The following is a 26,121-nucleotide window of genomic DNA, read 5'->3' as shown; positions in this document are numbered from 1 at the left end:
TGCCATTGGCACGCATTCTGCTGACTCTTTCGTATACAAACCGCGCCGCCTTCCGTATGCATCCCGTTACGGCAGCGCAGGCGGGTATTTCGAGGAGCCAAGCGATGACCGAACAATTGCCCAAAGGCTACAGCCCGCGCCTGTACAACCAGGACCTGGGCCCACTGCCGCAGAAGTGGACCTGGTACAACATCTTTGCCTTCTGGATGAGCGACGTACACAGCGTCGGCGGCTATGTCTTCGCCGCCAGCCTGTTCGCCCTCGGGCTGGCCAGTTGGCAGGTGCTGATTGCGTTGCTCGCGGGTATTTGCATCGTGCAATTGATCGCTAACCTGGTGGCCAGGCCGAGCCAGCAAGCGGCCGTACCGTACCCGGTGATCTGCCGACTGGCGTTTGGTGTGTTCGGTGCGAATATTCCGGCGGTGATACGCGGCTTGATCGCGGTGGCGTGGTACGGGATTCAGACGTATCTGGCGTCGAGTGCGCTGATCATCGTGGTGCTGCGCTTTTTCCCACAGATGGCCGTGTATGCAGAGCCGCACTTCGCGGGCCTGTCCTACCTGGGCTGGTTTGGTTTCCTCAGCTTGTGGGTGTTGCAGGCGGCCGTATTCTGGGCGGGCATGGAGTCTATCCGGCGCTTTATCGACTGGGCCGGGCCGGTGGTCTATGCGGTGATGTTCGCCTTGGCCGGCTGGATCGTGTGGAAGGCGGGCTGGGCGAATATCAGCTTTACCCTGGCGGAAAAATCTTTGTCGGGCTGGCAGGCTTTTGGCCAGGTGATTGTGGCGACGGCGTTGGTGGTGTCGTACTTTTCCGGGCCGACGCTGAACTTCGGCGATTTTAGCCGCTACTGTCGCAGCATGCAGGATGTGCGTCGCGGTAATTTCTGGGGGCTGCCGGTGAATTTCCTGGCGTTCTCCCTGGTGACCGTGGTGATCGTCTCGGGCACCTTGCCGGTATTCGGTGAAATGCTCCACGACCCGATCGCCACCGTGTCGCGTATCGACAACAGCATGGCCGTGTTGCTGGGCGCCTTTGCCTTTGTCACGGCCACGATCGGCATCAATATCGTCGCTAACTTCGTGTCCCCGGCGTTCGACTTCGCCAACGTTGCGCCGAGCAAAATCAGCTGGCGCGCCGGCGGCATGATTGCAGCGGTGGCTTCAGTCTTTATCACCCCGTGGAACCTGTTCAACAACCCGCTGATGATCCACTACACCCTGGACATCCTCGCCGCGTTTATCGGGCCGTTGTTCGGGATTTTGCTGGTGGACTTCTACCTGATCAAAAAACAGCAGATCGACGTGGATGCGCTGTTCGATGACAGCCCGAGCGGGCGTTATTACTTCGACGGCGGCGTGAACTGGACGGCGGTCAAGGCTCTGTTGCCGGCGACGCTGGTGGGTGTCGCGATCACGTTCACCCCGGCCTTGCAGGGCATGGCCAACTTCGCCTGGTTCACCGGTTGCTTCCTGGGTGGGCTGTTTTTCCTGGTGCTCGCTCGGCGCGAACAGGCTCGCGTGCCAACGCCGCTGATGGCTGGCTGACTGCCGCGGCCGGGCGCAGCAACAGCGCGCCGGCCAATAACAACCCGCAACCGGCGATCACCAGCGCCGGTTGCAGGCCGCCGCTCAGGTGGCTGCTTATCGACGCGAGCAATGGGCCGCTCAGTTGTCCGATGGCAAAGCTCGCGGTCAGCACCCCAGTGCTGCGCTGGTAGCCGTGGGGCGCCACCTCGCGCAAGCGTGCCATCACCAACTGCATACACGCCAGAAACGGTGCGCCGCAGAGCAATACGCCCAGCGCCAGGCCCCAGCCGTTGCCGAGCAAGCAGGTAAATACGCCCGCCGCTTGCAACCATAAGGTTGTCATCAGCCAGCGGCGGGTTGTGTTCGCGGCCTTGCGGCGCAGGCTCGCCACGACCACCCCGAGCGCAGCCGCCAGGCCAAAGCATGGCCAGAACAGGTCTGCCTGCCAGGCGCCCTTGAACTGCGCGCTGGCCATCTGGGACAGAAAGGTCGCCGGGATGATGTAGCCGAGGCCGTAGAGGAAATAAACCCAACCCAGGTGCGCGATGCTCGCATTGCTGCTCGCGTCGCTGACGGGCGTGTCAGTGACGCTCGGTTGAGGCAGGAAAGGCAGGATCGCCAGCAGCATCAGCAGCGCCACCCCGCCGTAGACCAGCCACAGGGTTGCGGAGCTTTGTCCCAGCAGGTTCGAACCCAGCGCGAGCAGGCCGGTCAACAGAATCCCCAGGCCCGGCCCGGCAAACACCAGGGCGCCCAAGCGCGGCCGCCCGGCGGCAATCGCCAGCGGTTGGCTGAGGCTGGTGATCATCACCAGCGCCCAGGCGCTGGCCACGCCGGTGCCGAAGCGCAACAGCAGGTGCGGCCAGAACCCATGGGCCCAGTACGACGCCAGGGTCAGCAGCACGCACAACCACAACCCGCCGTACAAACGACCGCGTACAGGGTGATGGCTGCGCGCGAAAATCGAATCCACCGCGCCGACGAAGTAACCCAGGTAGTTGGCGGCGGCGATCAGTCCGGCACCGGTCAGATCAATCTGCCCCTCGCTGAGCAGATGTGGCATTTGCGGGGTGAGGGCGAAGCGGCCAATGCCCATGGCCATCATCAGGGCGATAAAGCTGGCGAGGAGGCGAGTCAACGGCGACATGTGCAAGGTTTCCTGCGGGAAAGCGAATGACGTGCAGGCTAAGGTGGATTGACTTTCTGTAAAAATGAATAATAGTGAGCAACTTGTTCAGTTTTGGAGAAAGGTATGGAGTTCAGTCAATTGCGCATTTTCCAGGCCGTGGCGGAAGAGGGCTCCATCACCCGCGCTGCCGAGCGCTTGCACCGCGTGCCATCGAACCTGTCGACCCGGCTCAAGCAGATGGAGGAGCAACTGGGCGTCGAGTTGTTTGTTCGTGAGCGTCAACGCCTGCAGCTTTCCCCTGCGGGCAAAGTGTTGCTGGACTACAGCACCCGTCTGCTGGCGCTGCACGACGAAGCCCACGGTGCCGTGCAAGGCGGGCAACCGGCCGGTGACTTTGTGCTGGGCAGCATGTACAGCACCGCGGCGATTCACTTACCGAAACTGTTGGCGCGCTATCACAAGGCGTATCCGATGGTGAATCTGCAGGTGCAATCGGCGCCCAGCGGCGAGCTGCTCGAAGGCTTGATCACCGGGCGTCTCGACGCGGCGCTGGTCGACGGCCCGCTGACTATCGCGTCCCTGGACGGTGTGCCCTTGTGCGACGAAAAGCTGATGCTGATTTGCGAAGCCGACCACCCGCCAGTACTCGGCCCTCAGGATGTTGCCGGCCGCGCAGTGTTCACCTTCCGACGCAGTTGTTCCTATCGCCGACGTTTGGAGACGTGGTTTTCCCACGAGCACGTGGCGATGGGCCGTGCCATTGAGATCGAGTCTTATCAAGGCATGCTCGCCTGCGTGATCGCCGGTTCCGGCGTGGCCTTGATGTCCGAATCGATACTCGACAGCCTGCCAGGCAAGGACAGCGTGTCCGTTCATCCCCTATCTGAGCCTTTTGCCACTGCGACCACCTGGCTGATGTGGCGAAAGGGTATGCTCGGCGCTAATCTCAACGCATGGATCGAACTGCAGCGCGAAGGCCAGGCAGGGTTCCTGCAAGATAGCCGGGCGATCGCCTGACCGATCTGTCGTATTTGCATGAATTTGGTAATAGTTCGTTGTGGTTTCGTTCATGCAATGTGTAGGAGTTAGGGCTATTATTTGTAGGAAGAGGCGAAAGAATTTCCGCCGACCCGCACTACCCTCAAAGGGGGCAATCATGAAAGAGAAAATCCAAACCTGGCTCCACGACCTTGGCGTTGCGCTGGGCCTGATCGAGCCCCCGCTGCAGCCGGTGCCCATTCGCACGGATGATGAGCAGCGTCGTCCACGTCGGCGTTGAACCGCAGTCGTCGGAACACCGCAGAATCTATGTAGGAACGGGCTTGTGTGGGAGCAAGCAAACCCGCCCTCGCGATGCTTGGTACGCCACGCAAAAAAAACGAGTGCGACATCCGACGTCGCACCCGCTGAAGAAAACCTGATTTCCCGCGTGCTTGTTCAGGCGGCTCGCGCCGGTTCCGTTTCAGGTCGGCGCGACAACAGGCTCACCCCGACAAAACTCACCAACGCCACCGCCAGGCTGTAGTAGATCGGCGTGTTCGCGTCCAAGCCGTCCTTGAACATGAACACCAACGCCGTCACGAAGCCCAGGGTCATGGACGTAATCGCCCCCGAAGTTGTCGCGCGCTTCCAGAAGATCGCCCCGATCAGCGGGATCAGCATGCCGCCCACCAACAGGTTGTAAGCCAGGGTCAGGGCACTGATCACATCGTTCACCACCAGCGCGATGCCCAGCACCGCGATACCGGTCAGCAGGGTGAACAGGCGGTTGATGTTCAGGCTCGACTGCTTGCCGCCGCGCAAACGTGGCAGCAGGTCCTCGGTCAACACGGTGGACGCCGCCAGCAAGCCGGCGCTGGCCGTCGACATCATCGCCGCCAACGCCGCCGCAATCACCAACCCACGAATGCCATCGGGCAGCGACACTTTGACGATCGCGGCGAACGCGTTGTTGACGTTATCCAGATCGGGAATCAGCACATGGGCCGCCATGCCGATCAACGCACAGGCCAGGCCGTAGAGAATGCAGTAGAAACCGGCGAAAGTGCCTGCATACTGGGCAACCTTTTCGTCACGGGCGGTGAACACTCGTTGCCAGATGTCCTGGCCGATCAGGATGCCGAAAAAGTAGATCATGAAGTAGGTGATGATCGTGTCCCAGCCGATCGCGGTGAAGCTGAAGTTCGACGCCGGCAGCTTGGCCACCAGTTCGTCCCAGCCGCCGACGCGGTACAGGCAGATCGGCAGCAGGATAAACATCAGGCCGACGGTCTTGATCACGAACTGCACGATGTCGGTCAAGGTCAGCGACCACATGCCGCCGATGGTCGAGTACATCACCACCACGCCACCGCCGAGCAGCACCGAAATCCAGAAGGGCAGGCCGAACAGCACCTGCAGCACGGTGCCGATGGCCAGGATCGAGGTCACGCCGATCATCAGCGCGTAGGCCAGCATGATCACCGCGCTCGCCTGGCGGGCCATGGGGTTGTAGCGTTTTTCCAGGACCTGGGTGACGGTGAAGATTTTCAGCTTGAGCAACGGCTTGGCCAGGAACAGGTTCAGCGCGATGATCCCCATGCCCAGCGCGGCGCACAGCCAGAAGCCGGAGATGCCGTGGACATACCCCAGGCGCACGGTGCCGACGGTGGACGCGCCGCCCAATACCGTGGCGGCCATGGTGCCCATGTACAGCGACGGGCCGAGATTGCGTCCGGCGACCAGGTAGTCTTCGTGGGTCTTGGCGCGGCGCATGCCGTAATAGCCGAGCACGAGCATGCCGGCGGCGTAGATGAGGACGACGAATAAATCCAAAGCCATGACGGCGGGTCTCCGATTATCTTTTTTATGGAAATCAGGCGGCTTTTTGCAGCGCCGGTTCAGCGCGCACGTCCGTGCGTTCGCTGCGTGGATCGGTAGGGCCGTACACGGCGGCCGGTTCCGGGAACAGGCGCAGCAAGCTCAGGTACACCACCGAGGCCAGCCCCAATGTCACCGGCAGGCTGATATCGATGCCCTCGGCGAGGTTGCCCAATGGCCCGACAAACTGCCCCGGCAGGTTGACGAAGCACAGCCCCACCAACGCGCTCGGAATCCAGGCCCCCAGGCCGCGCCAGTTCCAGCCGTGGCTGAACCAGTAGCGCCCGCCGCGTTCGCCGCGGGTAAATACCTGCAGGTCGTCCGGGCAGTAGAAGCCGCGACGCACGATCAGGCCGATGATCATCATCACCATCCACGGGGTGGTGCAGGTGATGATCAGCACCGCGAAGGTCGACACGCTCTGCACCAGGTTGGCGGCGAAACGTCCGATAAAGATGAAGGCGATAGACATCACCCCGATCAGCAGCGTGGCCTTGACCCGCGACAGCAGGCGCGGGAACACGCTGGACATGTCCAACCCCGTGCCATACAGCGACGTGGTGCCGGTGGACATGCCGCCGATCACCGCGATCAGGCACACCGGCAGGAAGAACCAGCTCGGCGCCACCGCCAGCAGACCGCCGACGTAGTTGTTGGCCGCGATGTAGTCCGGTGCCCTGACCGCGACGATGGTCGCCGTGGCCAAGCCGAACAGGAACGGGATCAAGGTGGCGATCTGTGCCGCGACCACCGCCAGCATGACGCGAATTTTCGGCGTTTCACGCGGGATGTAGCGCGACCAGTCACCGAGGAACGCGCCGAAGGAGATCGGGTTGCTCATGGCCACCAGCGCCGCACCGATAAACGCGGCCCAGAAGCCGCTCTGGCCGAGGGCCACGCTGCCGGCGAAGTGGCTGTCGAAGGTCGGCGCGAACGCGAAGATCCCCAGCAGAAACAGCAGGCTCGCCGCCCACACCGCGATGCGGTTGACCCACAGCATGAAGCGAAAGCCGTAGATACAGACCGTCAGCACCAGGATGGCAAACACGCCGTAGGCCAGGCCCAGGGTCAGGTCGGTTTCCGGCAGGCCGATCAGCCGCTTCGCACCGCCGACCAGCGCATCGCCCGAACTCCACACCGACAGTGAGAAGAAGGCAATCGCCGTCAGCAATGACAGAAACGAGCCGACGATCCGCCCGTGGACACCGAAGTGCGCCCCGGACGACACAGCATTGTTGGTGCCATTGATCGGCCCGAACAGGCCCATGGGCGCCAGGATCAGCGCACCCACCAGCACGCCCAGCACAATCGCCCAGACACCGGCCTGGAACGACAGGCCGAACAGCACCGGAAAGGCACCCAACACCGCTGTGGCAAAGGTATTGGCACCGCCGAAGATCAGGCGAAACAGATCCTTGGGCCCGGCGGTACGTTCATGGTCCGGGATCTGTTCGACCCCGTTGGTTTCTATCTTGCGAATACTGTTTTCGTTGTTTTTATTATTCATGATCAGCTCCGATCACATTGGCTAAGGGGGCGGCAGCCCTTCCGGCATAGCGGACAAATGTTCGTGACAGGCCAGCCACAGGCCTTGTTTTTGTTGTACGTCCAACCCTTGCCGTCTGAAGACAATGGTCTCGCGTTCCTGGCTATTGAATTGCTCCCCGTTCATGCGCAGCTCGGTGGCCACGTCATGCATAAAAATCGCCACATCACCCTGCAGGCTGACAACGGCGTTGCTCGAGACGCAGGACAGCACCTCGAACCCCTCGTCCCGACGCCAGCTGTCCCACAATGCCTGGTAGGCATCGCGACTGAGCAGCGGCTGGGGCAGGGTGTAGAACACGAAGCTGGCATCGGCGCTGAACGCGCCGAAGTAAGCCTCGCGGTCGTTGCGTGCGAAGGCCGATACTAGGTCGGCCGCCGCTTTCAACACCTCATGGGTGCTCATCAGCGGTGCGCCACGCCGGGCAGTACGCAGAGCATTTCGTACAGCAGGTTGGCGCCCAGCAACGAGGTGTTGCCGGTGGTGTCGTAAGGCGGCGAAACTTCTACCAGATCGCAACCAATCAGGTCGAGGCCCTGGCAGCCACGGATGATTTCGATCGCCTGGATAGTGGTCAGCCCGCCGATTTCCGGGGTGCCGGTGCCGGGCGCCCAGGCCGGGTCGATGCCGTCGATGTCAAAGCTCAGGTACACCGGGCCGCCACCGACTTTTTCGCGCACTTCGGCCATCAACGGCGCGAGGGAGTGGTGCCAGCATTCTTCGGCCTGCACCACGCGAAAGCCTTGCTTGCGGCTCCAGTTGAAGTCTTCGGCGGTGTAGCCCTGGGCGCGCAGGCCGATCTGTACCACGCGGTCGCAATCGAGCAGGCCTTCTTCCACTGCGCGGCGGAAGGTGGTGCCGTGGGCGATCTTCTCGCCGAACATGTGGTCGTTGACGTCGGCATGGGCATCGATGTGGACCAGCCCGACCTTGCCGTGTTTTTTGTGGATCGCCCGCAGGATCGGCAGGGTGATGGTGTGGTCGCCGCCCAGGGTCATGGGGATGACGTTGTGTTCGAGGATCTCGTCGTAGGCTTCTTCAATGATCCGCACGGCGTCGAGCAGGTTGAAGGTGTTGATCGCCACGTCGCCGATATCGGCCACCGACAGCGAATCGAACGGCGCGGCACCGGTGGCCATGTTGTACGGGCGGATCATCACCGATTCGGCGCGGATTTCCCGGGGGCCGAAGCGGGTGCCGGCGCGCAGCGAGGTGCCGATGTCCAGCGGCACGCCGATAAAGGCCGCATCCAGGCCCTTGGCCGATTGCAAATGGGGAAGACGCATCATGGTGGCGATGCCGGCGAAGCGCGGCATTTCGTTGCCGCCCAGTGGTTGGTGGAAAATCTTGTCCACGGGATTGCCTCATCGTGTTGTGTTTATTAGCGGCCGATTCTGCGAAAAGCCCGGAGTGGGAAGAATCGGCAGAGGCAAATACTTAGTTCAGATTTTTCTAAACTAATGCCGGCAGGTAGACTACTGCGATCACCTCCCCGGAGCCGACCATGGCCAACGCCTTGCCTGACCTGAAACTCCTGCGCATCTTCGTCAGCGTCGTGCGCCACCAGGGGTTCGCCAATGCACAGCACGAGCTCAACCTGTCGACCTCGGCGATCAGCACCTATATGAGCCAGCTCGAATCGGCGTTGGGCCTGGTGCTGTGCCACCGTGGCCGGGGCGGGTTCAGCCTGACCAGCAAGGGCGAGTTGTTCCATCAGGAGACCCTGCGGCTACTGGGCGAACTGGAAGGTTTCGAGCAATACGCCGCCGCGCTCAAAGGCGAGCTGCGCGGCACGCTCAAGCTCGGCGTGCTCGACTCCACTGTCAGCGACAAGGCCCTGCCGTTCGCCGAGGTGATCGGCGCCTACAGCCTGGAACACCCGGCGGTGCACCTGCATTTGTCGGTGCTGAGCCCTTACGAACTGCAACTGGGTGTGCAGGACAACCGCCTGGACCTGGCCATCGGCGCGTTCTCCAACCGCATGAGCGGGCTGATCTACATGCCGCTGTACCGTGAACAACACTGGTTGTATTGCAGCACCCGGCACCCGCTGTTCAATGAGCGGCGCATCCCCGAACAGGTGATCACCCAGCAGCGCATGGTCGGGCGCGGCTACTGGAGCCAGGCGGAACTGGCGCGCCACGGCTTCAAGCACAGCGCCGCCACCGTGGAAAGTATGGAGGCGCAACTGATCCTGGTGCTGTCCGGCGCCTACATCGGCTACCTGCCCGAACACTACGCCCAGGCCTGGGCCGACAAGGGCGACCTGCGCGTGCTGCTGCCGGCGACCTTCGGCTACCAGGCGCCGTTCTCGATGATCATGCGCCGTGGCCGTAGCCGCGAGCCGCTGATCCAGACGTTTCGCGACTTGCTCAAAACCCAGCTCAACCAGGCCTGAAAAACCATGTCCAGACCCCAGTGTTCCCGTTGCCTGCGGCCCGCCACCCATTGCCTGTGCGCGCTGATCCCCAGCCTCGACAGTCGCACCCGCGTGTTGCTGCTGCAGCACCCGAGCGAGGTCAACCATGCGCTCAATACCGCGCGGTTGGCGGCGTTGGGCTTGAACAATGCGCAGTTGGTGGTGGGCGAGGTATTCGACGATCTGCCGAGCTTGCTGAACCCGCCCGGCTATCAGGCGCGCCTGTTGTTTCCGGCAGACGATGCCCAGCCGCTGCAGGCTTATGGGCCGAGCGACGAGCCGTTGTTGTTGGTGGTCCCCGACGGCACCTGGCGCAAGGCGCGCAAGCTGTTGCACCTCAACCCGCTGCTGGCGGCGCTGCCCAGGGTGACGCTGGCCGCGGGCGCCGTCTCGCGCTACCGGCTGCGCAAGGCGCCGGGCCCCGGTGCCTTGTCGACGGTGGAGGCGATTGTGCAGGCGTTGCAGGTGCTGGAGGCGCCCACTTCTTTCGAGCCGTTACTCAAACCCTTCGATGCGTTGATCGAGGGCCAGATTGCGGCGATGGGGCCGGCGGTTTTCGACAAGAACCACAGCTGATCCATGGCGCTACATAGCTACCTGAGACGCTGACGGCGAGGCGATAGGCTGAGCTTTTCAGGAGCAGAGCCATGAGCGAGCCGATTACCCCCACACCGCAGGACACGCTGAGCGCTTTTATCGCGCAGCAGCGCGCACCCTTGATGGCCGGCCTGGAGTGGTCAGTCCTGCAAGCCCTGGATGGCTTGAGAGCTGAGTTCGACGGCCTTCTCGGCGGGCTCGATCTTGCCGAAAAACGTGAGTACGTGCGCCTGCAAAGGGCCTGGATCGATGCCCAGCACACCATGGAGCAGGGCATCCGCCAACTCACCGAAGCGTTCGAGCTACATGCCCTGGAGTCGTTGCGCAGCGCGTTGATGACCCTGACCGGCCAGTACATCGACCCCAAGGTGGCGAAGATCAATACCCGCTACCTCAAGCACTCCGGTCGCGTCCGGCGCGAATTGAAAGGCGATGAGATCAAGATCTCTAGCGTGACCTTATGGGACGCCGCCTGTATGAACTATGACGGCCTGACCGGCTGGAGCTACCCCGGCCGCACCGGCCTGGCCGATGCCAGTTACCTCGACAGGAACATCAACGCGACCGCCGGCGAATTCATTGCGCTGGTGCGCCGGCTCGATCTCGGCGGGCAACTGCGTCGCCGTCTCGACCAGGCGCTGCAGGCCAACGCCTCGCTGGGCAGCAGCATCATGCGGTTGGCGAATGCCGAGTTTGAGTTCGCCCTCATCGAGGCCTTGAGAAACACCGAAGCCAGCCGCGTCGACCGGGACAAATACCAGCAGGTGAAACGTGCGCTGGCGGGAGAAGCGCGCTGGGAGCGCGTAGAGGAAATGCTGCTTTTCGTGCCCCATGGGACGGACAACATCAGTTGGTTGCCCCAATCGATCGGCTTGGTCGGGCATTACGCCGGCCAGCCTCCCGGCGACAGCTTGAGCATTCCCCACATCGTTTTTTCCGTCAGCGGTTGCAAGGGGGCTTTCAGTTTTATCCCGAATCGCCCCGGCGGGTCGCTGCGTCATCATGCCAGCCATCGGCAAGCTTGCGAGGTGTTTCATGCGGAGTTTCATGCGGCCTACCGCGCGGGGCGGGTCGATTGGCTGTATCAGATCATGTGGCTGCGTGACTGTGCGCGACTCAAGCAAATCGGTAAAACCGCGCAGCCGCGTCGCGACCTTGAGGGGTTGGAAAAACTGGTCGACTGGCTGGCCCGTGTCATTCCGAGCGTCAACATCGTCGATAAAGTCGGCTATGTGCGCAACGTCGTGCAAAAGTCCCCGGCGCTGAGCCTGAACGATTTCTATCGCGAACGCAGTCGCGCCAATCTGCAGGAATTGGCGCACCAGACGCCCGGTTTCATGCCCACCATGATCGAGCTGTTCCAGACCCTGATCGGGGAAATCCTTGATGTGCTGCTGATCCCGGTGCCGGGGGCGTTAAAAGGGTTGGGGCGGGTGAGGGCGTTTGCGATGTTCATAGCGATGGAGCAAGCGTTGGTCGAAGGGGGGCGGCAGGCGCTGCTCGGCGAGCCTGCCGAATTGCTCCAGGGGTTTGCCGACCTTGCCGATTTACTGATCAGTGGTCGATTGCATACGCGTTTGGGGCGCAGCGTGCTGCGTCGCCATCAGCACTTGTATCAACGCTTGTCCCAGCGCTACAGCGCCGTGCCTGAACACCGGCATCTGTCGAGCCCGCAGGTGCTCGAAAGAATGCTCGGCAGCCAGGACGTATTGCCACGGCAAATCGAGATTTTGCTCGAAACGAGCGCGACCTCGGCACAGACCTTGAACCAGGTATGGGAGGGCGCGCCGGCGTCGGCGTCTTTGGTCGACGCCGTGCATCGGTTGCGCGCCGACCGGCTGATCGATTGGCTGGCCGCAGACGCCGACCCCAGCCGCCCCGCGCCCGTCGACGCGCTGGACGTCATGGCGCCGCTGCTCACTCAGTTGGAGGGTTGGCCGGCGGGAATGTCGTTGAGCATTGAAGACCATCAGGGCCTGGAGGTGCGTCGCTACAATAAGGAGGCAACGCGTGCGACAACGGCAGTGGTTACGCTGACCGCGCTGGAAAATCATGAGTTCGCCTATGCCACGCCGCGCCGCTTCACCGCCCATGTGGCACAGGCCATTGTGGCGTTGGTGCCGACGCTTGTTTCGGGTGACGCGCAGTTGCTTCGCCAGCAATTGGCGACGAAAGCCAAGGCCTTGAGGATTGACCTGTTTGACGCGCTCACGCGGTTTGCCGACACCTGCCGTGCTGACGCGGTGGGCGCCAGTGCGTCGGTACTCAAATTGTTGCCCGAGCGCGTCAGCCCCGACCAGCCCGTACCGGCGGTGATTACCCAACTACGGGCCTTGCACCCCGAACTGAGCATGGCGCGGTTGCTCGAGGTGTTGCGCGAACACCCGTTATCGGAGCATCAGCAAACCCAGCTGCTGCAGTCGCAACTGCAACCCGAGGCGCTTTATGACGCATTGCGCGCCGCACGCCTGGTGACGCGCCGCGAAGCCATCGTCGATGGGCTTTTTCATCCGCGCCGATTTGACCGGCAAACCCAGGATTGGGCCGCGCATTTCGCCCACAGCGTGCTGCGCGACGGCAGCGCCCAGGCGTTGCTCGTCAGCCCGGCCACGCAAGCGCTGCCCTATGTTTCGCAGGGGGCGCAGGACCGCAGCGTGGTGGTCATTGATCAGGGCCAAGGGCGATTTTCGCCGTATTACCACCGTGAGTCGCGCACCGGCGCCATGCTGAGTGGTGCCAACGGTTTCTATCTGGCGATCATGCGCCAGCTGTCCGACGATGACCGGCGTCTACTCGGCTTGAGCGCGGAGCACAGCGTTGCCGACTTTCGGCGTCAGGTCGCTCGCGCCCTGTTGCGCCATCGTGCGCCGGATGGCGCGTTTTATCCCGACCGGCGCGAGATCGCGCACTACGTCAGTCATGTCGATACCGCCCGTATCGCCGCAGAGCCTGATGCCCTTGGCCTTTACCACTTTGGGGCGGAGCGCTACCTGTGGCTGGACGATGCTTATTTCAAGGTGGCGGAGCAGCCATGGCGCCTATTGCACCCGTCCCTGAACGATGCGTATGCCCCGCTGTTGAGCCACAACGGTGCCGGCGCCTGGCGGCACGAATGGGAAAACCCGCTGACGTGGGACGGCGCCAAGGCGTTCCAGCGCCTGGGGCCGTTTACCCGTGCAGTGCCGGCGGATGCCATCGAGCAGATTCAGCAGATCAGCGGGGTGACAGCGGACGTCCTGCGCCGGATACATCTGCGCAATGAGCGCGCGCCGGCAATCGTGGTGGAGACCGTCGAGCGCTTCATGCGGCATCAACGGATCAACACCGGCGTGGATACGGGGCGGGATTTTTTCGACAGGTTGCTCGGCGAGGTCGGTGCCGACAGCGCCGAGACGTTGGTGGGGCCGGCGGCGGCCACCCGCGCCGAGCAGGTCGCGGTGCTCGAGGCCGAGGTCGCGCGCAACCGGCCCCACATGGAGCGCTTGTTTTTCAAGGCGCTGGGCCAAAAACAGCAGCCATCGGGCGATCCATTGGCGCAGGTGCTGCAGCGCGATTTTCCCAGTTTGACGGCGGCACTCGCCGAAGAACTGGTGCGCGACGTCACCGCGCAGGAGCGCCTCAGCCTGCAGGCCGGCCGCATCCCCTTGAGCCTGATGTCGGCCGCGCGTTGGCGGGTGAGCGTCGCGCGCAAGATCAGGGCGCTGGAGGGATTGTATCTGCCGGCTGCAGCGAGTGAAGACACCTCGAGACTGATCCTGCATACATTGCCGGACATCGACGGATGGCCGAACCACCTGCGGGTCGAGGTGTGGGAGCGCGGTCGCCTGATCGATAGCATCGGCCCGGTCGACGGCGCGCTCAGACGGATACTGGAAGCGGTCGACGTGGATTATCAGGCCTACATTCTTCAAGCGAACGGTGAACGGCAACCGACCGGGCGTCCCGGGGCGTTCCTGGCGGTGCTGTTGGACGCATTACCGTCGATTGAACGTGAAGCGCTGCACTACACCCACGATGCGCTGCGCCGGGAGATCGAACAGCGTTCGCAACGCGCCCTCAGCCTGTTCGACCCACAGCGACGCCCCTGGTACGTCCCGCCACGGCGCCTGGCGGATGGGCGCATGGGTTACCCGCTGAGCGGCGGTGATCATTGGGGGCCGGTGGACCGTGAACACGTCGCCAAGCTGCGGCAGCTGTTTCCGGCGAAAACCGATGAGCAGGCCTTCGCGCTGCTCCAGGGCCTGAGTGATTCCGTCCGAGAGCGGGAAAGCGCGATCAACTTCATGTTCAGAGAGCGCGCCGTCTTGAATGCCAACCTTGAGCGATGGTGCCGACAGGGGAAGCCCGAGGACTTGCCCGCACAACGTGAGGCGGCGGCGCGCATTCAGCGCTGCTGGGCTAAAGAAGACTCCGTTCGCGGGGTACCGTATGAACTCATCCTGGATGACTTGGCATTAAATGATTTGCCGCCGCTGGGCGCCTATTTCGGTCATGTAAAACTGTTGAGCCTGAAAAACAATCGGCTGGAAACCATTCCAACCAGTTTTTTCAGGTGTTTTCCGCAGCTTCGCTGGGTGTTTTTCAACGGTAATCATCTGCAGCGCCTTCCCGTCGGGTTGGCACAGCTGGGCTATTTATCGCTGCTCAACCTCTCGAATAATCGGCTCAAGCTTCAACTGGGGGACGTAATACTGCTCGCTGAAATGACCAGCCTGGTGACACTGGATTTATCGGTAAACCCACTGAGACTGGGGCAGCGCTTGAAGCTGCATGGGTTGAAGAAGTTGCGCGTGCTTAACCTGCGCAATACGCAAATTGAAAGCCTGCCCCTTGGCGCCGCCATCTTGCGATCACTGGAGGTCTTTGATTTGCGTGACAATCGAATATCGATCTTGACCAGCCTCGATTTGTTCATTTACCCAAATGTTCATCGAGCGATGAATTTGCAAGGCAACCCGCTTTCACAGGGCTCCCTGCAAATGATGCGCCGCTACCGTGAGTGGCCGGGGCAGGCGGATATCGATTTTGGCCTGGGCGCCCAGCCCGCAGCGGCATCCACACGTCCCGACACATGGTTGGCGGTGCTGCCTTTCGCTGAGGTTCCCCACTACCAGGCACTTTGGGCGCAACTGCAGCAACGCCCGATGTCTGATCGCTTTTTTGAGCTGCTGGCATGTATCGCGGCCTATCCGTCGCTCATCGCCACCGGCTTTCGGGCGCTGCGAGAAGACCTGACGCGCCGCGTGTGGCAGTTGATCGAGAGTGCAACCCATAACGAGCAGCTGGCCGTGATCCTGTTTCAGCACCGCTTCGAGCTCAATCGTGGGGTGGATGGCTGGCTGTTATCACTCAATGCGCTGGAGCTTGAGTTCCTGCCGATCGAACTGCTCGCCCGCGACACGGACGGTGATGCGGCGCCACTCTTGAATTACTTTCGAGCCCTGAAACGGTTGCAGGCCATCGATGAGATGGTGTTGCGTTTCGACCGCCATCAAACGTGGGATGTGGTGAGCAGCATGATCCTTGCCAGCCGCATTGCGTTGGCGCACAGCCTGGATTTACCCCTTGGATTCGAAGAGCGTTTGGCCAGGACACTGGGCGGTCCCAATGCGAACTCAATCACCAGGATGCACGGAATGATCGTGGCCGCCGAGGCTCAGTTCGACTGGCCGGCTTTATTGGTGCAAGCAGAATATTGGCGGCAGTTTCTGGCGCGTAAATACCGATCGCGGTTCGACGCGCGCCTTGGGCAATACGATCGAGAAATGGAGCGTGCGCAGGCGCAAGTCGAAAGTGCGGAGATGAGCGAAGGCGCGTACCTGCTGCTGGTGCGTAAGGTGCAAGCCTTGAGGGCGCACGACGAGGAGCAATTGATTGAGCAACTGACGCGCGAGGAGTGGACCCGCTTCGTGACCGGCTGATTGCGTGCTTATGCCTTTAAGCCATAAGCACCGCACTTTGCGTGATATGGCGCGCCAGGCTTTCCCGGTATGATGTTCGCCCCGCAGTCTGGATTGCGAATACGCCATGACCTTGCAGTACCCTACAATCGCCGATTGCGTCGGCAACACGCCCCTGGTCCGCTTGCAACGCATGGCGGGTGAAACCAGCAATACCCTGTTGCTCAAGCTCGAAGGGAACAACCCGGCCGGTTCCGTCAAGGACCGTCCGGCGCTGTCGATGATCACGCGCGCCGAGCTGCGCGGGCAGATCAAGCCGGGCGACACCCTGATCGAAGCCACCTCCGGTAACACCGGGATTGCCCTGGCCATGGCCGCGGCGATCAAGGGTTACAAGATGGTGCTGATCATGCCCGACAATGGCAGCGCCGAGCGCAAGGCCGCGATGACCGCCTACGGTGCCGAATTGGTCCTGGTCAGCCAGGAAGAAGGCATGGAAGGCGCCCGCGACCTCGCCGAGCGCATGGCCGCCGAAGGCCGTGGCCAGGTGCTGGACCAGTTCGCCAACGGCGACAATCCCGAGGCGCACTACACCACCACCGGCCCGGAAATCTGGCGCCAGACCCAGGGCACGATTACCCATTTCGTCAGCTCCATGGGCACCACCGGCACCATCATGGGCAACTCGCGCTACCTCAAGGAGCAGAACCCGGCGATCCAGATCGTCGGCCTGCAACCGATGGAAGGCGCGTCGATCCCCGGGATTCGCCGCTGGCCCGAAGAGTATTTGCCGAAGATCTACAACGCCACGCGCGTGGATCGCATCATCGACATGGCCCAGCGTGAAGCCGAAGACACCACGCGCCGCCTGGCCCGTGAAGAAGGCATCTTCTGCGGTGTGTCCTCCGGCGGCGCCGTGGCCGGCATGTTGCGATTGTCCAAGGAAGTGGAAAACGCGGTGATCGTCGCGATCATCTGTGACCGTGGCGACCGTTACTTGTCGACCGGCATTTTCGACGAACCCAACTGATGGCCAAGCACGAGAGAGGCCTGCGCTTCCAGCCGACGGGCGGCAGCCGTACCCCACAGATTCCGGTGGGCAAGAAGCAACGCCTGACCATCGAGCGCCTGGCCAATGACGGCCGTGGCATCGTGTTCTTTGAAGGCCGCACCTGGTTTGTCAACGGTGCGCTGGCCGGTGAAGAGGTCGAAGCGCGGGTATTGGGCGCCCACGGCAAAGTGGTCGAGGCGCGCACCGAGCGTGTGTTCAAGCCCAGCGAACTGCGGCGCCCGGCGCCGTGCGCGCACTTCGGCCGTTGCGGCGGTTGCAGCGTGCAGCACCTGCCCCATGCTGAACAACTTGCCCTGAAACAGCGCATGCTCGCCGAGCAACTGTCGCGTGTGGCAGGGGTCGAACCGCAGGCGTGGGCGGCACCGTTGAGTGGCCCGGAGCTGGGCTATCGGCGTCGCGCCCGCGTGGCGGTGCGCTGGGACGCCAAGGCCAAGACCCTGGAAGTGGGCTTTCGCGCCGTGGCCAGCCAGGACATCGTCGCCATCGACGATTGCCCGGTGCTGGTACAGGCCTTGCAACCGATCATGCAGCGTTTGCCCAACATGCTGCGGCGCTTGAGCAAACCGCAGGCATTGGGGCATGTGGAGCTGTTCAGCGGGTCGTCCATCGCCGTATTGCTGCGCCATATGGCGCCGTTGTCCGACGCCGATCTGCTGATCCTCAAAGAATTCTGCGCCTTCCATGAGGCCCAGTTGTGGCTGCATGGCGAGGGCCAGCCGGAGCCGGTCGAGCCTGACCAGGCCCTGGGTTATCGGTTGGAACCGTGGGATCTGGAGCTGGCGTATCGGCCCGGCGATTTTGTTCAGGTCAACGCCGGGGTCAACGCGGCGATGGTGGCCCAGGCCCTCGAATGGCTGGCGCCGCAAGCCGATGAGCGCGTGCTGGACCTGTTTTGCGGCCTGGGCAACTTCGCCCTGCCACTTGCGCGCCAGGTGCGCGAAGTGGTCGCGGTGGAAGGCGTGCAGGCCATGGTCGAGCGTGCGGCGCTGAATGCCGTCAGCAATAATTTGCATAATGTGCAGTTTTTTCAGGCCGATTTGTCCCAGTCGTTGACTGACGCGGAATGGGCCAAACAGGGCTTTTCTGCGGTACTCTTGGACCCACCTCGCGACGGTGCCCTGGAGGTTGTGCGCAAGCTCGCCAGCCTGGGGGCCAAGCGCCTGGTGTACGTGTCCTGCAATCCGGCGACGCTGGCGCGGGACACGGTTGAGTTGGTCAAGCAGGGTTACCGGCTAAAACGTGCCGGGATCCTCGACATGTTTCCGCAAACCGCGCATGTCGAGGCGATGGCGTTATTTGAGGCGGGCTAGGATGCCCGTTTAATCCGACTGGCCTGCATTCTCCTGGGCCGTGACCTGCCAGGGAGTGTGTGAGCTTTAGTGATAAAGCAGGTCAGCGATGATTTTTGGCGCATCGAAGGTGCGTCGTAGGGAAGGTAAGCAAGATGGTACAGGTGAGAGCACACCAGCCGATCAACACCGACGGCAGTATCAATCTCGAGGCATGGCTGGATCATGCCATCAGTGTCGACCCGGCACTGGACCGTGAAGCCTTGAAAGCAGCCTGCGAGTTCGCTCGTGAGTCTGAACAGCAAGACAATGCGGCCAAGAACCTGTGGGCCGAAGGCACTTCGAGCTTTCGCACCGGCTTGGAAATCGCTGAGATCCTCGCCGATCTCAAGCTCGACCAGGATTCGCTGATCGCTGCCGTGCTCTATCGCGGCGTGCGTGAAGGGCATATCCCGTTGGCCACCGTGGGCCAGCGCTTCGGCTCCGTGGTGGCCAAGCTGATCGACGGCGTGCTGCGCATGGCCGCCATCAGCGCCAGCCTCAGCCCGCGCCAGTCCATGGTGCTGGGCACCCAGGGCCAGGTGGAAAACCTGCGCAAGATGCTGGTGGCGATGGTCGACGACGTGCGCGTCGCCTTGATCAAGCTGGCCGAACGCACCTGCGCGATCCGTGCGGTGAAAACCGCCGACGACGAAAAGCGCAACCGCGTGGCCCGCGAAGTCTTCGACATCTACGCACCGCTGGCGCACCGCCTGGGTATCGGCCATATCAAGTGGGAGCTGGAGGACTTGTCCTTCCGCTACCTCGAACCCGACCAATACAAACAGATCGCCACGCTGCTGCATGAGCGCCGGCTCGACCGCGAGCGTTTCATCACCGACGTGATGGGCCAACTGCGCGCCGAGTTGCAGGCTACCGGCGTCGACGCCGACATCAGCGGCCGCGCCAAGCACATCTATTCGATCTGGCGCAAAATGCAGCGCAAGGGCCTGGCCTTCAGCCAGATCTACGACGTGCGCGCAGTGCGCGTGCTGGTGCCGGAAATGCGCGACTGCTACACCGCGCTCGGTATCGTCCACACCCTGTGGCGGCACATCCCCAAGGAGTTCGACGACTACATCGCCAACCCCAAGGAAAACGGCTATCGCTCGCTGCACACTGCAGTGATCGGCCCCGAGGGCAAGGTGCTGGAAGTGCAGATCCGCACCCACGCCATGCACGAAGAGGCGGAGCTGGGCGTGTGCGCGCACTGGCGCTACAAGGGCACCGACGTCAAGGCCGGGTCCAACCAGTACGAAGAGAAGATCTCCTGGCTGCGCCAAGTGCTGGAGTGGCACGAAGAACTCGGCGACATCGGCGGCCTGGCCGAACAGCTGCGGGTGGATATCGAGCCGGACCGGGTCTACATCTTCACCCCCGACGGCCACGCCATCGACCTGCCGAAGGGCGCCACGCCGCTGGACTTCGCCTACCGCGTGCACACCGAGATCGGCCACAACTGCCGGGGCGCCAAGATCAACGGGCGCATCGTGCCGCTCAACTACAGCCTGCAGACCGGCGAGCAGGTCGAGATCATCACCAGCAAGCACGGTACGCCGAGCCGCGACTGGCTGAACCCGAACCTGGGTTACATCACCACCTCGCGGGCGCGGGCGAAGATCGTCCACTGGTTCAAGCTGCAGGCGCGCGACCAGAACGTCGCCGCCGGCAAAAGCCTGCTCGAACGCGAACTGGCGCGCCTGGGCCTGCCTCAGGTGGACTTCGACAAGCTGGCCGAAAAGGCCAACATGAAGATCGCCGAAGACATGTTCGCCGCCCTCGGTGCCGGCGACCTGCGCCTGGCGCAACTGGTCAACCTGGCCCAGCAACTGGTGGAGCCGGAGCGCGGCAACGAACAGCTGGAACTGATCCCGCGCAAAGCCACCGGCTACAAGCCCGGCAAGCGTGGCGATATCCAGATCCAGGGCGTCGGCAACCTGATGACGCAAATGGCCGGTTGCTGCCAGCCGCTGCCGGGCGACGCCATCGTCGGCTACATCACCCAGGGCCGTGGCGTGAGCATTCACCGCCAGGACTGCGCCTCGGTGCTGCAACTGGGCGGGCGCGAGCCGGAGCGGATCATCCAGGTCAGCTGGGGCCCGGTGCCGGTGCTCACCTATCCGGTGGACATCATCATCCGTGCCTACGACCGTTCCGGTCTGCTGCGCGACGTGTCGCAAGTGCTGCTCAACGAGCGGATCAACGTGCTGGCCGTCAACACCCGCTCGAACAAGGAGGACAACACCGCGTTGATGTCCCTGACCATCGAGATTCCGGGGCTGGACGCGTTGGGGCGGTTGCTGGGGCGGATTTCCCAGTTGCCGAACATCATCGAGACGCGGCGCAACCGTACCCCATGAGCATCTGGATGAATGCAGGCTGAATGTGGGAGGGGGCTTGCCCCCGAAAGCGGAGAGTCAGGTACCAGATTCTTGGTTGATCCACCGCAATCGGGGGCAAGCCCCCTCCCACAGTTGATCGGCGGTGTTCATACCTGATCGGAAATAGAATGATGTATTCACTTGAAGACCTGCTGCACCTGATGAATCGCCTGCGCGACCCGCAATACGGGTGCCCGTGGGACATCAAGCAAACAGGAGGACAACACCGCGTTGATGTCCCTGACCATCGAGATTCCGGGGCTGGACGCGTTGGGGCGGTTGCTGGGGCGGATTTCCCAGTTGCCGAACATCATCGAGACGCGGCGCAACCGTACCCCATGAGCATCTGGATGAATGCAGGCTGAATGTGGGAGGGGGCTTGCCCCCGAAAGCGGAGTGTCAGGTACCAGATTCTTGGTTGATCCACCGCAATCGGGGGCAAGCCCCCTCCCACAGTTGATCGGCGGTGTTCATACCTGATCGGAAATAGAATGATGTATTCACTTGAAGACCTGCTGCACCTGATGAATCGCCTGCGCGACCCGCAATACGGGTGCCCGTGGGACATCAAGCAAACAGGAGGACAACACCGCGTTGATGTCCCTGACCATCGAGATTCCGGGGCTGGACGCGTTGGGGCGGTTGCTGGGGCGGATTTCCCAGTTGCCGAACATCATCGAGACGCGGCGCAACCGTACCCCATGAGCATCTGGATGAATGCAGGCTGAATGTGGGAGGGGGCTTGCCCCCGAAAGCGGAGTGTCAGGTACCAGATTTTTGGTTGATCCACCACAATCGGGGGCAAGCCCCCTCCCACAGTTGATCGGCGGTGTTCATACCTGATCGGAAATAGAATGATGTATTCACTTGAAGACCTGCTGCACCTGATGAATCGCCTGCGCGACCCGCAATACGGGTGCCCGTGGGACATCAAGCAAACCTACGCGAGCATCGTCCCGCACACCCTGGAAGAGGCCTACGAAGTCGCCGACGCCATCGAACGTGGCGACTTCGATCACCTGCAAGGCGAGTTGGGCGACCTGTTGTTCCAGGTGGTGTATTACAGCCAGCTGGCACAGGAAGAAGGGCGCTTCGAGTTTGCCGGGGTGATCGACAGCATTACCCGCAAGCTGATTCGACGTCATCCCCATGTGTTCCCCACCGGCGATCTGTACGCGCCGCTGGATATCCCGCAGTTGAGCGAAGAGCAGGTCAAGACGCGTTGGGAGCAGATCAAGGCCGAGGAGCGCGCGGAAAAGTCCGACGCCCCCGAGCAACTGTCCCTGCTCGACGATGTGCCCACCGCCTTGCCGTCGCTGTCCCGTGCCGCCAAATTGCAGAAGCGCGCCAGCCAGGTCGGTTTCGACTGGCCCGCTGCGTTGCCGGTGGTGGATAACGTGCGCGAAGAGCTGGATGAAGTGCTCGAAGCCATGGCCGATAACGATGCAGTGGCCATCGCCGATGAAGTCGGTGACTTGCTGTTTGCCGCGGTCAACCTGGCCCGTCACCTCAAGGTCGACCCGGAAACCGCCTTGCGCGGTGCCAATGCCAAATTCGAGCGACGTTTCCGATTTATCGAACAGGCATTGCGCGATACGCGTCAATCCATGGAAGATTGCACCCTCGAAGAGTTGGACGCCCTGTGGGGCGAAGCCAAACGCCAGGAAAAGAACGTGTCCAGCTGCGGTTGAGCAGTTGCCTAAGTGAGTAAGCACCATGAGCCTTTCCCTTCGCGACCAGTTGCTCAAAGCAGGTCTGGTCAACCAAAAGCAGGCCAAGCAGGTCGGCAAAGAGAAACAGAAACATCAACGTCTGGTCCACAAAGGCCAGGCCGAGGCCGATGACACCCAGGCACGCCTGGCCCAGGAAGCCATGGCCGAGAAGGTCAAGCGCGACCAGGAACTGAACCGCCAGCAGCAGGAGAAAGCCGAGGCCAAGGCCCGCACGGCCCAGGTCAAGCAACTGATCGAGACCTCGCGCCTGCCCAAGCTGACCACCGAGGACTACTACAACTTCGTGGATGACAAGAAGGTCAAGCGCCTGTCGGTCAACACGCTGATGCGCAACAAGCTGAGCAACGGCTCCCTGGCGATCGTGCATCACGCCGGCGGTTACGAGGTGATCCCGCGCGAAGCGGCGCTGAAGATCCAGGAGCGCGCACCGGAGCGTATCGTCCAGCTCAATATCCTCACCGAAAGCCAGGTGCCGGATGAGGATGATCCTTACGCCGCCTACCAGATCCCGGATGATCTGATGTGGTAAGGCTGTAAAACAACAAACCCCGCTCACCGGCGGGGTTTTTGTTTTCAGGCAACCAGGCTGCGTGGGCCTGGCGCCTGAGTCTGGCAAATAGTCAGGAGCTTTGTGCCTGGCGTTTCATCTCAAGGGTTTCGAGCTCGTTTTTATAGTTATGAGCGTCGCTCTCGTTATGAAACATGCCGACCAGCAGGTCTTGTTGGTGTACGTCCCAGATGTGAATCCCATGGCCCAATGCTTCGTGGGACATATGTTCGTCGTCGCGCTCAGTCACTTTTACAGTCATCTGCTTGCTCCAATCTCAGGTTGATCTGCGGCAAGTCGTCGCAGGCATTTGTTATATGTTTTGTTAGCTTGCTAAGTAAACCGATTTTTCCTGCAACAGTCCTTTACAGAAATAGCAACAATTGTGCAGGCCGCGTAAACCGCGACATTGCGCCACAGGCGGCTGGGTTTTATGAAAAAAGCTTCATGATTGCGTCAGGCAATAACGGCCTTGCCTGAATATTCCAGGCGAAAAAAAGCCCCGCATTGCGCGAGGCTCTTTTCCAACGTATCAGTTCAATCAGCTGCCTTTGACAGGCTGACCGTCAACCGTGCCGTCTTGCAGCATGATGTTGTATTCCTTGCCGTCGGTTTCCACCTGACGCAGGGCAACCAGGATGCCGCCCCAGTCCTTGGCAAACCACATCTGGGTGATGCGCTTGCTTTGGGTCGGGTCACGCACGCGCTCGACCTTGATCGCGTCGATGGAGCCGGCTTTGGTCTGGACCTTTTCCGGGCCGATCACGCGAAAGTCGTAGGTGTCGACGTCGGTGCCTTCAACCACGTTGTAGCTCATGCTCTTCTTGCCGGCCGCGACATCGCGCTGCAGCGCCAACTGGTAGGTCGACTTGTCGAGCATGCCGCTTTGCAGGGCAACGTTGACCGGGTCTTTGTTTTCAAAGCCGGTGACTTTCTTGGCGGTCTGGTCGAAGTCCAGGTTGATCCTTTTCGCCTTGCCCAGGCCGCCGCGTTCGAAGGTGTAGCTCTTCGGCTGCAGGGCGTCCTTGTCGAATTGGATCACGCTGGTTTCGGTGAGGCTGGCAATCATCATGGAAGCCTTGAAGTTCAAGGTCCAGGTGCCATCGCCATTGTGGGTCAGGCTGCGCTCGGCCGAACCGCTCATAGGCAACTGTTTCCAGTCGGCGGTGTAGCTGGCGGAGAAAGGATGTAAATCTGCTGCTTGCACCGCAGGCAAGGCGAACAGCGCAAAAGCGAAGAGCAAGGCGCGACGCATAAAATCTCCTAGGTTCGAATCAAGTGGCCGCTGGCCGCGAGTAACTGACCGTCCAATAATGCACCCTGTTTACCAAGAATCAACCGCCCCTCGGCAAACCAGCGAACAGCCAGCGGGTAAATCCTGTGTTCCTGCGTATGAACCCGTTGCGCAAGCGTCTGCGCCGAGTCGTCAGACTCTACCGGAACCACTGCCTGTACGACCAGAGGCCCGCCGTCGAGTTCCTCGGTGACAAAATGCACGCTGCAGCCATGCTCGCTGTCGCCCGCGTCGAGGGCGCGCTGATGGGTGTGCATGCCTTTGTACTTGGGCAGCAGGGAAGGGTGGATATTCAACAGCCGCCCAGCGTAGTGCCGCACGAAATCAGCGCTGAGGATACGCATGAAGCCGGCCAGTACCACGAGTTTGGGGTTGAAGGCGTCGATCAGTTCGACCAGGGCGCTGTCGAAGGCCTCGCGACCTTCGAAAGCCTTGTGATCCAGGGTGCGCGTGGCAATGCCTGCCTCCCTGGCGCGTTGCAGGCCATAGGCGTCGCTGCGGTTGGAGATCACCGCAGCGATGCGCGCCGGGCTGTCGCCGGTGCGCGTGCTGTCGATCAGGGCCTGCAAGTTACTGCCGGTGCCGGAGAGCAGCACCACGACATCACAGGTTGCAGACATCAGTGCGCCTTAAGGTTCTTCAGTTCAACCTGAGCCGCGCCTTCGGCGGCAGCAGCGATCTGGCCGATGACCCAAGGCTGTTCGCCGGCTTCGCGCAGCACGTTCAACGCGCTTTCCACGTGCTCTTGCGCCACGCAGATCACCATGCCCACGCCGCAGTTCAGCACGCGGTGCATTTCGGTTTCGTTGACGTTGCCTTTCTCTTGCAGCCAGTCGAATACCGCAGGACGCTGCCAGCTGGCCACGTCGACAATCGCCTGGGCGCCTTTGGGCAGGACGCGCGGGATGTTGTCCAGCAGGCCGCCGCCGGTGATGTGGGCCATGGCTTTGACCGCGCCGGTGTCCTTGATCAGCTTGAGCAGTGGCTTGACGTAGATGCGTGTCGGCGCCATCAGCAGGTCGGTCAGGGGCTTGCCGTCGAGCTGGATGTTCTCGATGTCGGCGCCGGACACTTCGATGATCTTGCGGATCAGCGAGTAGCCGTTGGAGTGCGGGCCGGACGACGGCAGGGCGAGCAGGGCGTCGCCGGCAGCCACTTTGGAGCCGTCGATGATCTCGGCTTTTTCGACCACGCCGACGCAGAAGCCGGCCAGGTCGTAGTCTTCGCCTTCGTACATGCCTGGCATTTCAGCGGTTTCGCCGCCGACCAGGGAGCAACCCGACAATTCGCAACCGGCACCGATGCCGGTGACCACTTGGGTCGCGGTTTCGACGTTGAGCTTGCCGGTGGCGTAGTAGTCCAGGAAGAACAACGGCTCGGCGCCGCACACTACCAGGTCGTTGACGCACATGGCGACCAGGTCGATGCCGATGCTGTCGTGTTTGTTCAGGTTCAGGGCCAGGCGCAGTTTGGTGCCCACGCCGTCGGTGCCGGAAACCAGCACGGGCTGTTTGTAGCCGGCCGGGATTTCACAGAGGGCGCCAAAACCGCCCAGGCCACCCATGACTTCGGGGCGCGCAGTGCGCTTGGCGACGCTCTTGATGCGTTCGACCAATGCTTCACCGGCGTCGATGTCTACACCGGCGTCCTTGTAGCTCAGGGAGGGTTGCTTGCTCATGATCCAGGCCTTTAGGGGGGATTCAGGGGTAACGACCGATTGGGCAAGGGCTCTTGTGAAAAGGCCCAGCCATTGACGGTCTGCGAAGGCGCGCGATTTTATCAGGCTT

General features: G+C 62.0%; 20 protein-coding genes and 4 pseudogenes. 15 read left to right on the top strand and 9 right to left on the bottom strand.

Features of this window, described 5'->3' with window-relative positions; all coding sequences use genetic code 11:
• Window positions 1-104: 104 nt before the first annotated feature.
• Complete coding sequence (locus PverR02_RS23115; protein WP_079444480.1) at window positions 105-1,547, top strand: NCS1 family nucleobase:cation symporter-1; 1,443 nt, start codon at window positions 105-107, stop codon at window positions 1,545-1,547.
• Here PverR02_RS23115 and PverR02_RS23110 read toward each other — a convergent pair.
• On the bottom strand, window positions 1,459-2,676 hold the full coding sequence (locus tag PverR02_RS23110) for a YbfB/YjiJ family MFS transporter (protein ID WP_079444479.1): 1,218 nt from the start codon (window positions 2,674-2,676) through the stop codon (window positions 1,459-1,461). The two genes, PverR02_RS23115 and PverR02_RS23110, sit on opposite strands and share 89 nt — an antisense overlap.
• A gap of 105 nt (window positions 2,677-2,781) precedes the next feature.
• Between PverR02_RS23110 and ptrR the strand changes: the two genes are divergently transcribed.
• On the top strand, window positions 2,782-3,675 hold the full coding sequence (gene ptrR / locus PverR02_RS23105) for a putrescine utilization regulator PtrR (protein WP_079444478.1): 894 nt from the start codon (window positions 2,782-2,784) through the stop codon (window positions 3,673-3,675).
• Window positions 3,676-3,814: 139 nt separating this feature from the next.
• Complete coding sequence (locus PverR02_RS32920) at window positions 3,815-3,937, top strand: PA1414 family protein (protein WP_017737772.1); 123 nt, start codon at window positions 3,815-3,817, stop codon at window positions 3,935-3,937.
• A 158-nt stretch (window positions 3,938-4,095) separates the two neighbouring features.
• Here PverR02_RS32920 and PverR02_RS23100 read toward each other — a convergent pair whose 3' ends face one another.
• Genes PverR02_RS23100 through speB form a run of 4 tightly spaced genes read right to left on the bottom strand, consistent with a single transcriptional unit; the run spans window position 4,096 to window position 8,418 of the window.
• The gene (locus PverR02_RS23100; protein WP_017845299.1) at window positions 4,096-5,478 is read right to left on the bottom strand and encodes a sodium:solute symporter; all 1,383 of its coding nucleotides are present in this window, start codon (window positions 5,476-5,478) and stop codon (window positions 4,096-4,098) included.
• Window positions 5,479-5,512: 34 nt separating this feature from the next.
• On the bottom strand, window positions 5,513-7,024 hold the full coding sequence (locus PverR02_RS23095) for a purine-cytosine permease family protein (RefSeq protein WP_079444477.1): 1,512 nt from the start codon (window positions 7,022-7,024) through the stop codon (window positions 5,513-5,515).
• A gap of 21 nt (window positions 7,025-7,045) precedes the next feature.
• Window positions 7,046-7,468, bottom strand: a complete 423-nt coding sequence (locus tag PverR02_RS23090; protein WP_057003843.1) for a YybH family protein — start codon at window positions 7,466-7,468, stop codon at window positions 7,046-7,048.
• Window positions 7,468-8,418 (bottom strand): agmatinase, encoded by a 951-nt coding sequence (speB, locus tag PverR02_RS23085; RefSeq protein ID WP_017845302.1) that lies wholly within the window; start codon window positions 8,416-8,418, stop codon window positions 7,468-7,470. The genes PverR02_RS23090 and speB overlap by 1 nt, the downstream gene beginning before the upstream one ends.
• Window positions 8,419-8,567: 149 nt before the next feature.
• On the opposite strand from speB, the gene PverR02_RS23080 reads away from it, so the two are divergent.
• The 12 genes and pseudogenes from PverR02_RS23080 (at window position 8,568) to PverR02_RS23035 (ending at window position 23,022) form a co-directional block, all read left to right on the top strand.
• A complete protein-coding gene (locus PverR02_RS23080) occupies window positions 8,568-9,461 on the top strand; it encodes a LysR family transcriptional regulator (protein ID WP_017845303.1) in 894 nt (297 codons plus the stop codon).
• 6 nt (window positions 9,462-9,467) lie between these two features.
• On the top strand, window positions 9,468-10,058 hold the full coding sequence (locus tag PverR02_RS23075; protein WP_079444476.1) for a tRNA-uridine aminocarboxypropyltransferase: 591 nt from the start codon (window positions 9,468-9,470) through the stop codon (window positions 10,056-10,058).
• 71 nt (window positions 10,059-10,129) lie between these two features.
• Entirely contained in the window at window positions 10,130-16,000 is a 5,871-nt protein-coding gene (locus tag PverR02_RS23070; RefSeq protein ID WP_079444475.1) for an NEL-type E3 ubiquitin ligase domain-containing protein, read from the top strand.
• Between the two features lie 106 nt (window positions 16,001-16,106).
• Entirely contained in the window at window positions 16,107-17,009 is a 903-nt protein-coding gene (gene cysM / locus PverR02_RS23065) for a cysteine synthase CysM (RefSeq protein WP_017845306.1), read from the top strand.
• On the top strand, window positions 17,009-18,361 hold the full coding sequence (rlmD, locus tag PverR02_RS23060; protein WP_057003846.1) for a 23S rRNA (uracil(1939)-C(5))-methyltransferase RlmD: 1,353 nt from the start codon (window positions 17,009-17,011) through the stop codon (window positions 18,359-18,361). Before cysM ends, rlmD begins: the two co-directional genes overlap by 1 nt.
• Window positions 18,362-18,495: 134 nt before the next feature.
• Window positions 18,496-20,739 (top strand): GTP diphosphokinase, encoded by a 2,244-nt coding sequence (gene relA / locus PverR02_RS23055; protein ID WP_017845308.1) that lies wholly within the window; start codon window positions 18,496-18,498, stop codon window positions 20,737-20,739.
• Between the two features lie 152 nt (window positions 20,740-20,891).
• Window positions 20,892-20,975: pseudogene (locus tag PverR02_RS32055) on the top strand (nucleoside triphosphate pyrophosphohydrolase); the annotation flags it as partial.
• Window positions 20,968-21,102 (top strand): annotated as a pseudogene (locus tag PverR02_RS33180) (hypothetical protein); the annotation flags it as partial. The pseudogenes PverR02_RS32055 and PverR02_RS33180, both read left to right, overlap by 8 nt.
• Window positions 21,103-21,254: 152 nt before the next feature.
• Window positions 21,255-21,338 (top strand): annotated as a pseudogene (locus tag PverR02_RS32050) (nucleoside triphosphate pyrophosphohydrolase); the annotation flags it as partial.
• Window positions 21,331-21,465 (top strand): annotated as a pseudogene (locus PverR02_RS33175) (hypothetical protein); the annotation flags it as partial. The pseudogenes PverR02_RS32050 and PverR02_RS33175, both read left to right, overlap by 8 nt.
• Before the next feature lie 152 nt (window positions 21,466-21,617).
• Window positions 21,618-22,451: a nucleoside triphosphate pyrophosphohydrolase gene (gene mazG, locus PverR02_RS23040; protein ID WP_017845309.1), complete on the top strand. Its 834-nt coding sequence runs from the start codon at window positions 21,618-21,620 to the stop codon at window positions 22,449-22,451.
• Between the two features lie 25 nt (window positions 22,452-22,476).
• A complete protein-coding gene (locus tag PverR02_RS23035; protein WP_017845310.1) occupies window positions 22,477-23,022 on the top strand; it encodes a DUF2058 domain-containing protein in 546 nt (181 codons plus the stop codon).
• A 91-nt stretch (window positions 23,023-23,113) separates the two neighbouring features.
• Here the strand turns inward: PverR02_RS23035 and PverR02_RS23030 are convergent, their stop codons facing one another.
• From PverR02_RS23030 to purM, 4 genes are all read right to left on the bottom strand, one after another.
• Window positions 23,114-23,302: a hypothetical protein gene (locus PverR02_RS23030; protein ID WP_017845315.1), complete on the bottom strand. Its 189-nt coding sequence runs from the start codon at window positions 23,300-23,302 to the stop codon at window positions 23,114-23,116.
• A 279-nt stretch (window positions 23,303-23,581) separates the two neighbouring features.
• Window positions 23,582-24,295, bottom strand: coding sequence for a DUF3108 domain-containing protein (locus PverR02_RS23025; RefSeq protein WP_046382480.1), 714 nt, complete (start codon window positions 24,293-24,295; stop codon window positions 23,582-23,584).
• 8 nt (window positions 24,296-24,303) lie between these two features.
• Window positions 24,304-24,954, bottom strand: coding sequence for a phosphoribosylglycinamide formyltransferase (purN, locus tag PverR02_RS23020; RefSeq protein ID WP_017845317.1), 651 nt, complete (start codon window positions 24,952-24,954; stop codon window positions 24,304-24,306).
• Complete coding sequence (purM, locus tag PverR02_RS23015) at window positions 24,954-26,012, bottom strand: phosphoribosylformylglycinamidine cyclo-ligase (protein ID WP_017845318.1); 1,059 nt, start codon at window positions 26,010-26,012, stop codon at window positions 24,954-24,956. Before purM ends, purN begins: the two co-directional genes overlap by 1 nt.
• Between the last annotated feature and the right edge of the window lie 109 nt (window positions 26,013-26,121).

The organism is Pseudomonas veronii (assembly GCF_002028325.1).
Lineage (GTDB): Bacteria > Pseudomonadota > Gammaproteobacteria > Pseudomonadales > Pseudomonadaceae > Aquipseudomonas > Aquipseudomonas veronii.
The sequence above is the reverse complement of the archived record's forward strand: the minus strand, read 5'-3'. Positions and strand labels throughout refer to the sequence as shown.

What these genes read in the sequence shown, in the direction of transcription:
- PverR02_RS23070 (WP_079444475.1), top strand. Translation starts at nt 10,130, where the DNA reads ATGAGCGAGCCGATTACCCCCACACCGCAGGACACGCTGAGCGCTTTT.
- PverR02_RS23095 (WP_079444477.1), bottom strand. Translation starts at nt 7,024, where the DNA reads ATGAATAATAAAAACAACGAAAACAGTATTCGCAAGATAGAAACCAAC.
- cysM (WP_017845306.1), top strand. Translation starts at nt 16,107, where the DNA reads ATGACCTTGCAGTACCCTACAATCGCCGATTGCGTCGGCAACACGCCC.
- mazG (WP_017845309.1), top strand. Translation starts at nt 21,618, where the DNA reads ATGTATTCACTTGAAGACCTGCTGCACCTGATGAATCGCCTGCGCGAC.
- PverR02_RS23100 (WP_017845299.1), bottom strand. Translation starts at nt 5,478, where the DNA reads ATGGCTTTGGATTTATTCGTCGTCCTCATCTACGCCGCCGGCATGCTC.
- rlmD (WP_057003846.1), top strand. Translation starts at nt 17,009, where the DNA reads ATGGCCAAGCACGAGAGAGGCCTGCGCTTCCAGCCGACGGGCGGCAGC.
- PverR02_RS23080 (WP_017845303.1), top strand. Translation starts at nt 8,568, where the DNA reads ATGGCCAACGCCTTGCCTGACCTGAAACTCCTGCGCATCTTCGTCAGC.
- PverR02_RS23030 (WP_017845315.1), bottom strand. Translation starts at nt 23,302, where the DNA reads ATGACTGTAAAAGTGACTGAGCGCGACGACGAACATATGTCCCACGAA.
- PverR02_RS23075 (WP_079444476.1), top strand. Translation starts at nt 9,468, where the DNA reads ATGTCCAGACCCCAGTGTTCCCGTTGCCTGCGGCCCGCCACCCATTGC.
- PverR02_RS23115 (WP_079444480.1), top strand. Translation starts at nt 105, where the DNA reads ATGACCGAACAATTGCCCAAAGGCTACAGCCCGCGCCTGTACAACCAG.
- relA (WP_017845308.1), top strand. Translation starts at nt 18,496, where the DNA reads ATGGTACAGGTGAGAGCACACCAGCCGATCAACACCGACGGCAGTATC.
- PverR02_RS32920 (WP_017737772.1), top strand. Translation starts at nt 3,815, where the DNA reads ATGAAAGAGAAAATCCAAACCTGGCTCCACGACCTTGGCGTTGCGCTG.
- PverR02_RS23025 (WP_046382480.1), bottom strand. Translation starts at nt 24,295, where the DNA reads ATGCGTCGCGCCTTGCTCTTCGCTTTTGCGCTGTTCGCCTTGCCTGCG.
- PverR02_RS23090 (WP_057003843.1), bottom strand. Translation starts at nt 7,468, where the DNA reads ATGAGCACCCATGAGGTGTTGAAAGCGGCGGCCGACCTAGTATCGGCC.
- ptrR (WP_079444478.1), top strand. Translation starts at nt 2,782, where the DNA reads ATGGAGTTCAGTCAATTGCGCATTTTCCAGGCCGTGGCGGAAGAGGGC.
- purN (WP_017845317.1), bottom strand. Translation starts at nt 24,954, where the DNA reads ATGTCTGCAACCTGTGATGTCGTGGTGCTGCTCTCCGGCACCGGCAGT.
- PverR02_RS23035 (WP_017845310.1), top strand. Translation starts at nt 22,477, where the DNA reads ATGAGCCTTTCCCTTCGCGACCAGTTGCTCAAAGCAGGTCTGGTCAAC.
- PverR02_RS23110 (WP_079444479.1), bottom strand. Translation starts at nt 2,676, where the DNA reads ATGTCGCCGTTGACTCGCCTCCTCGCCAGCTTTATCGCCCTGATGATG.
- purM (WP_017845318.1), bottom strand. Translation starts at nt 26,012, where the DNA reads ATGAGCAAGCAACCCTCCCTGAGCTACAAGGACGCCGGTGTAGACATC.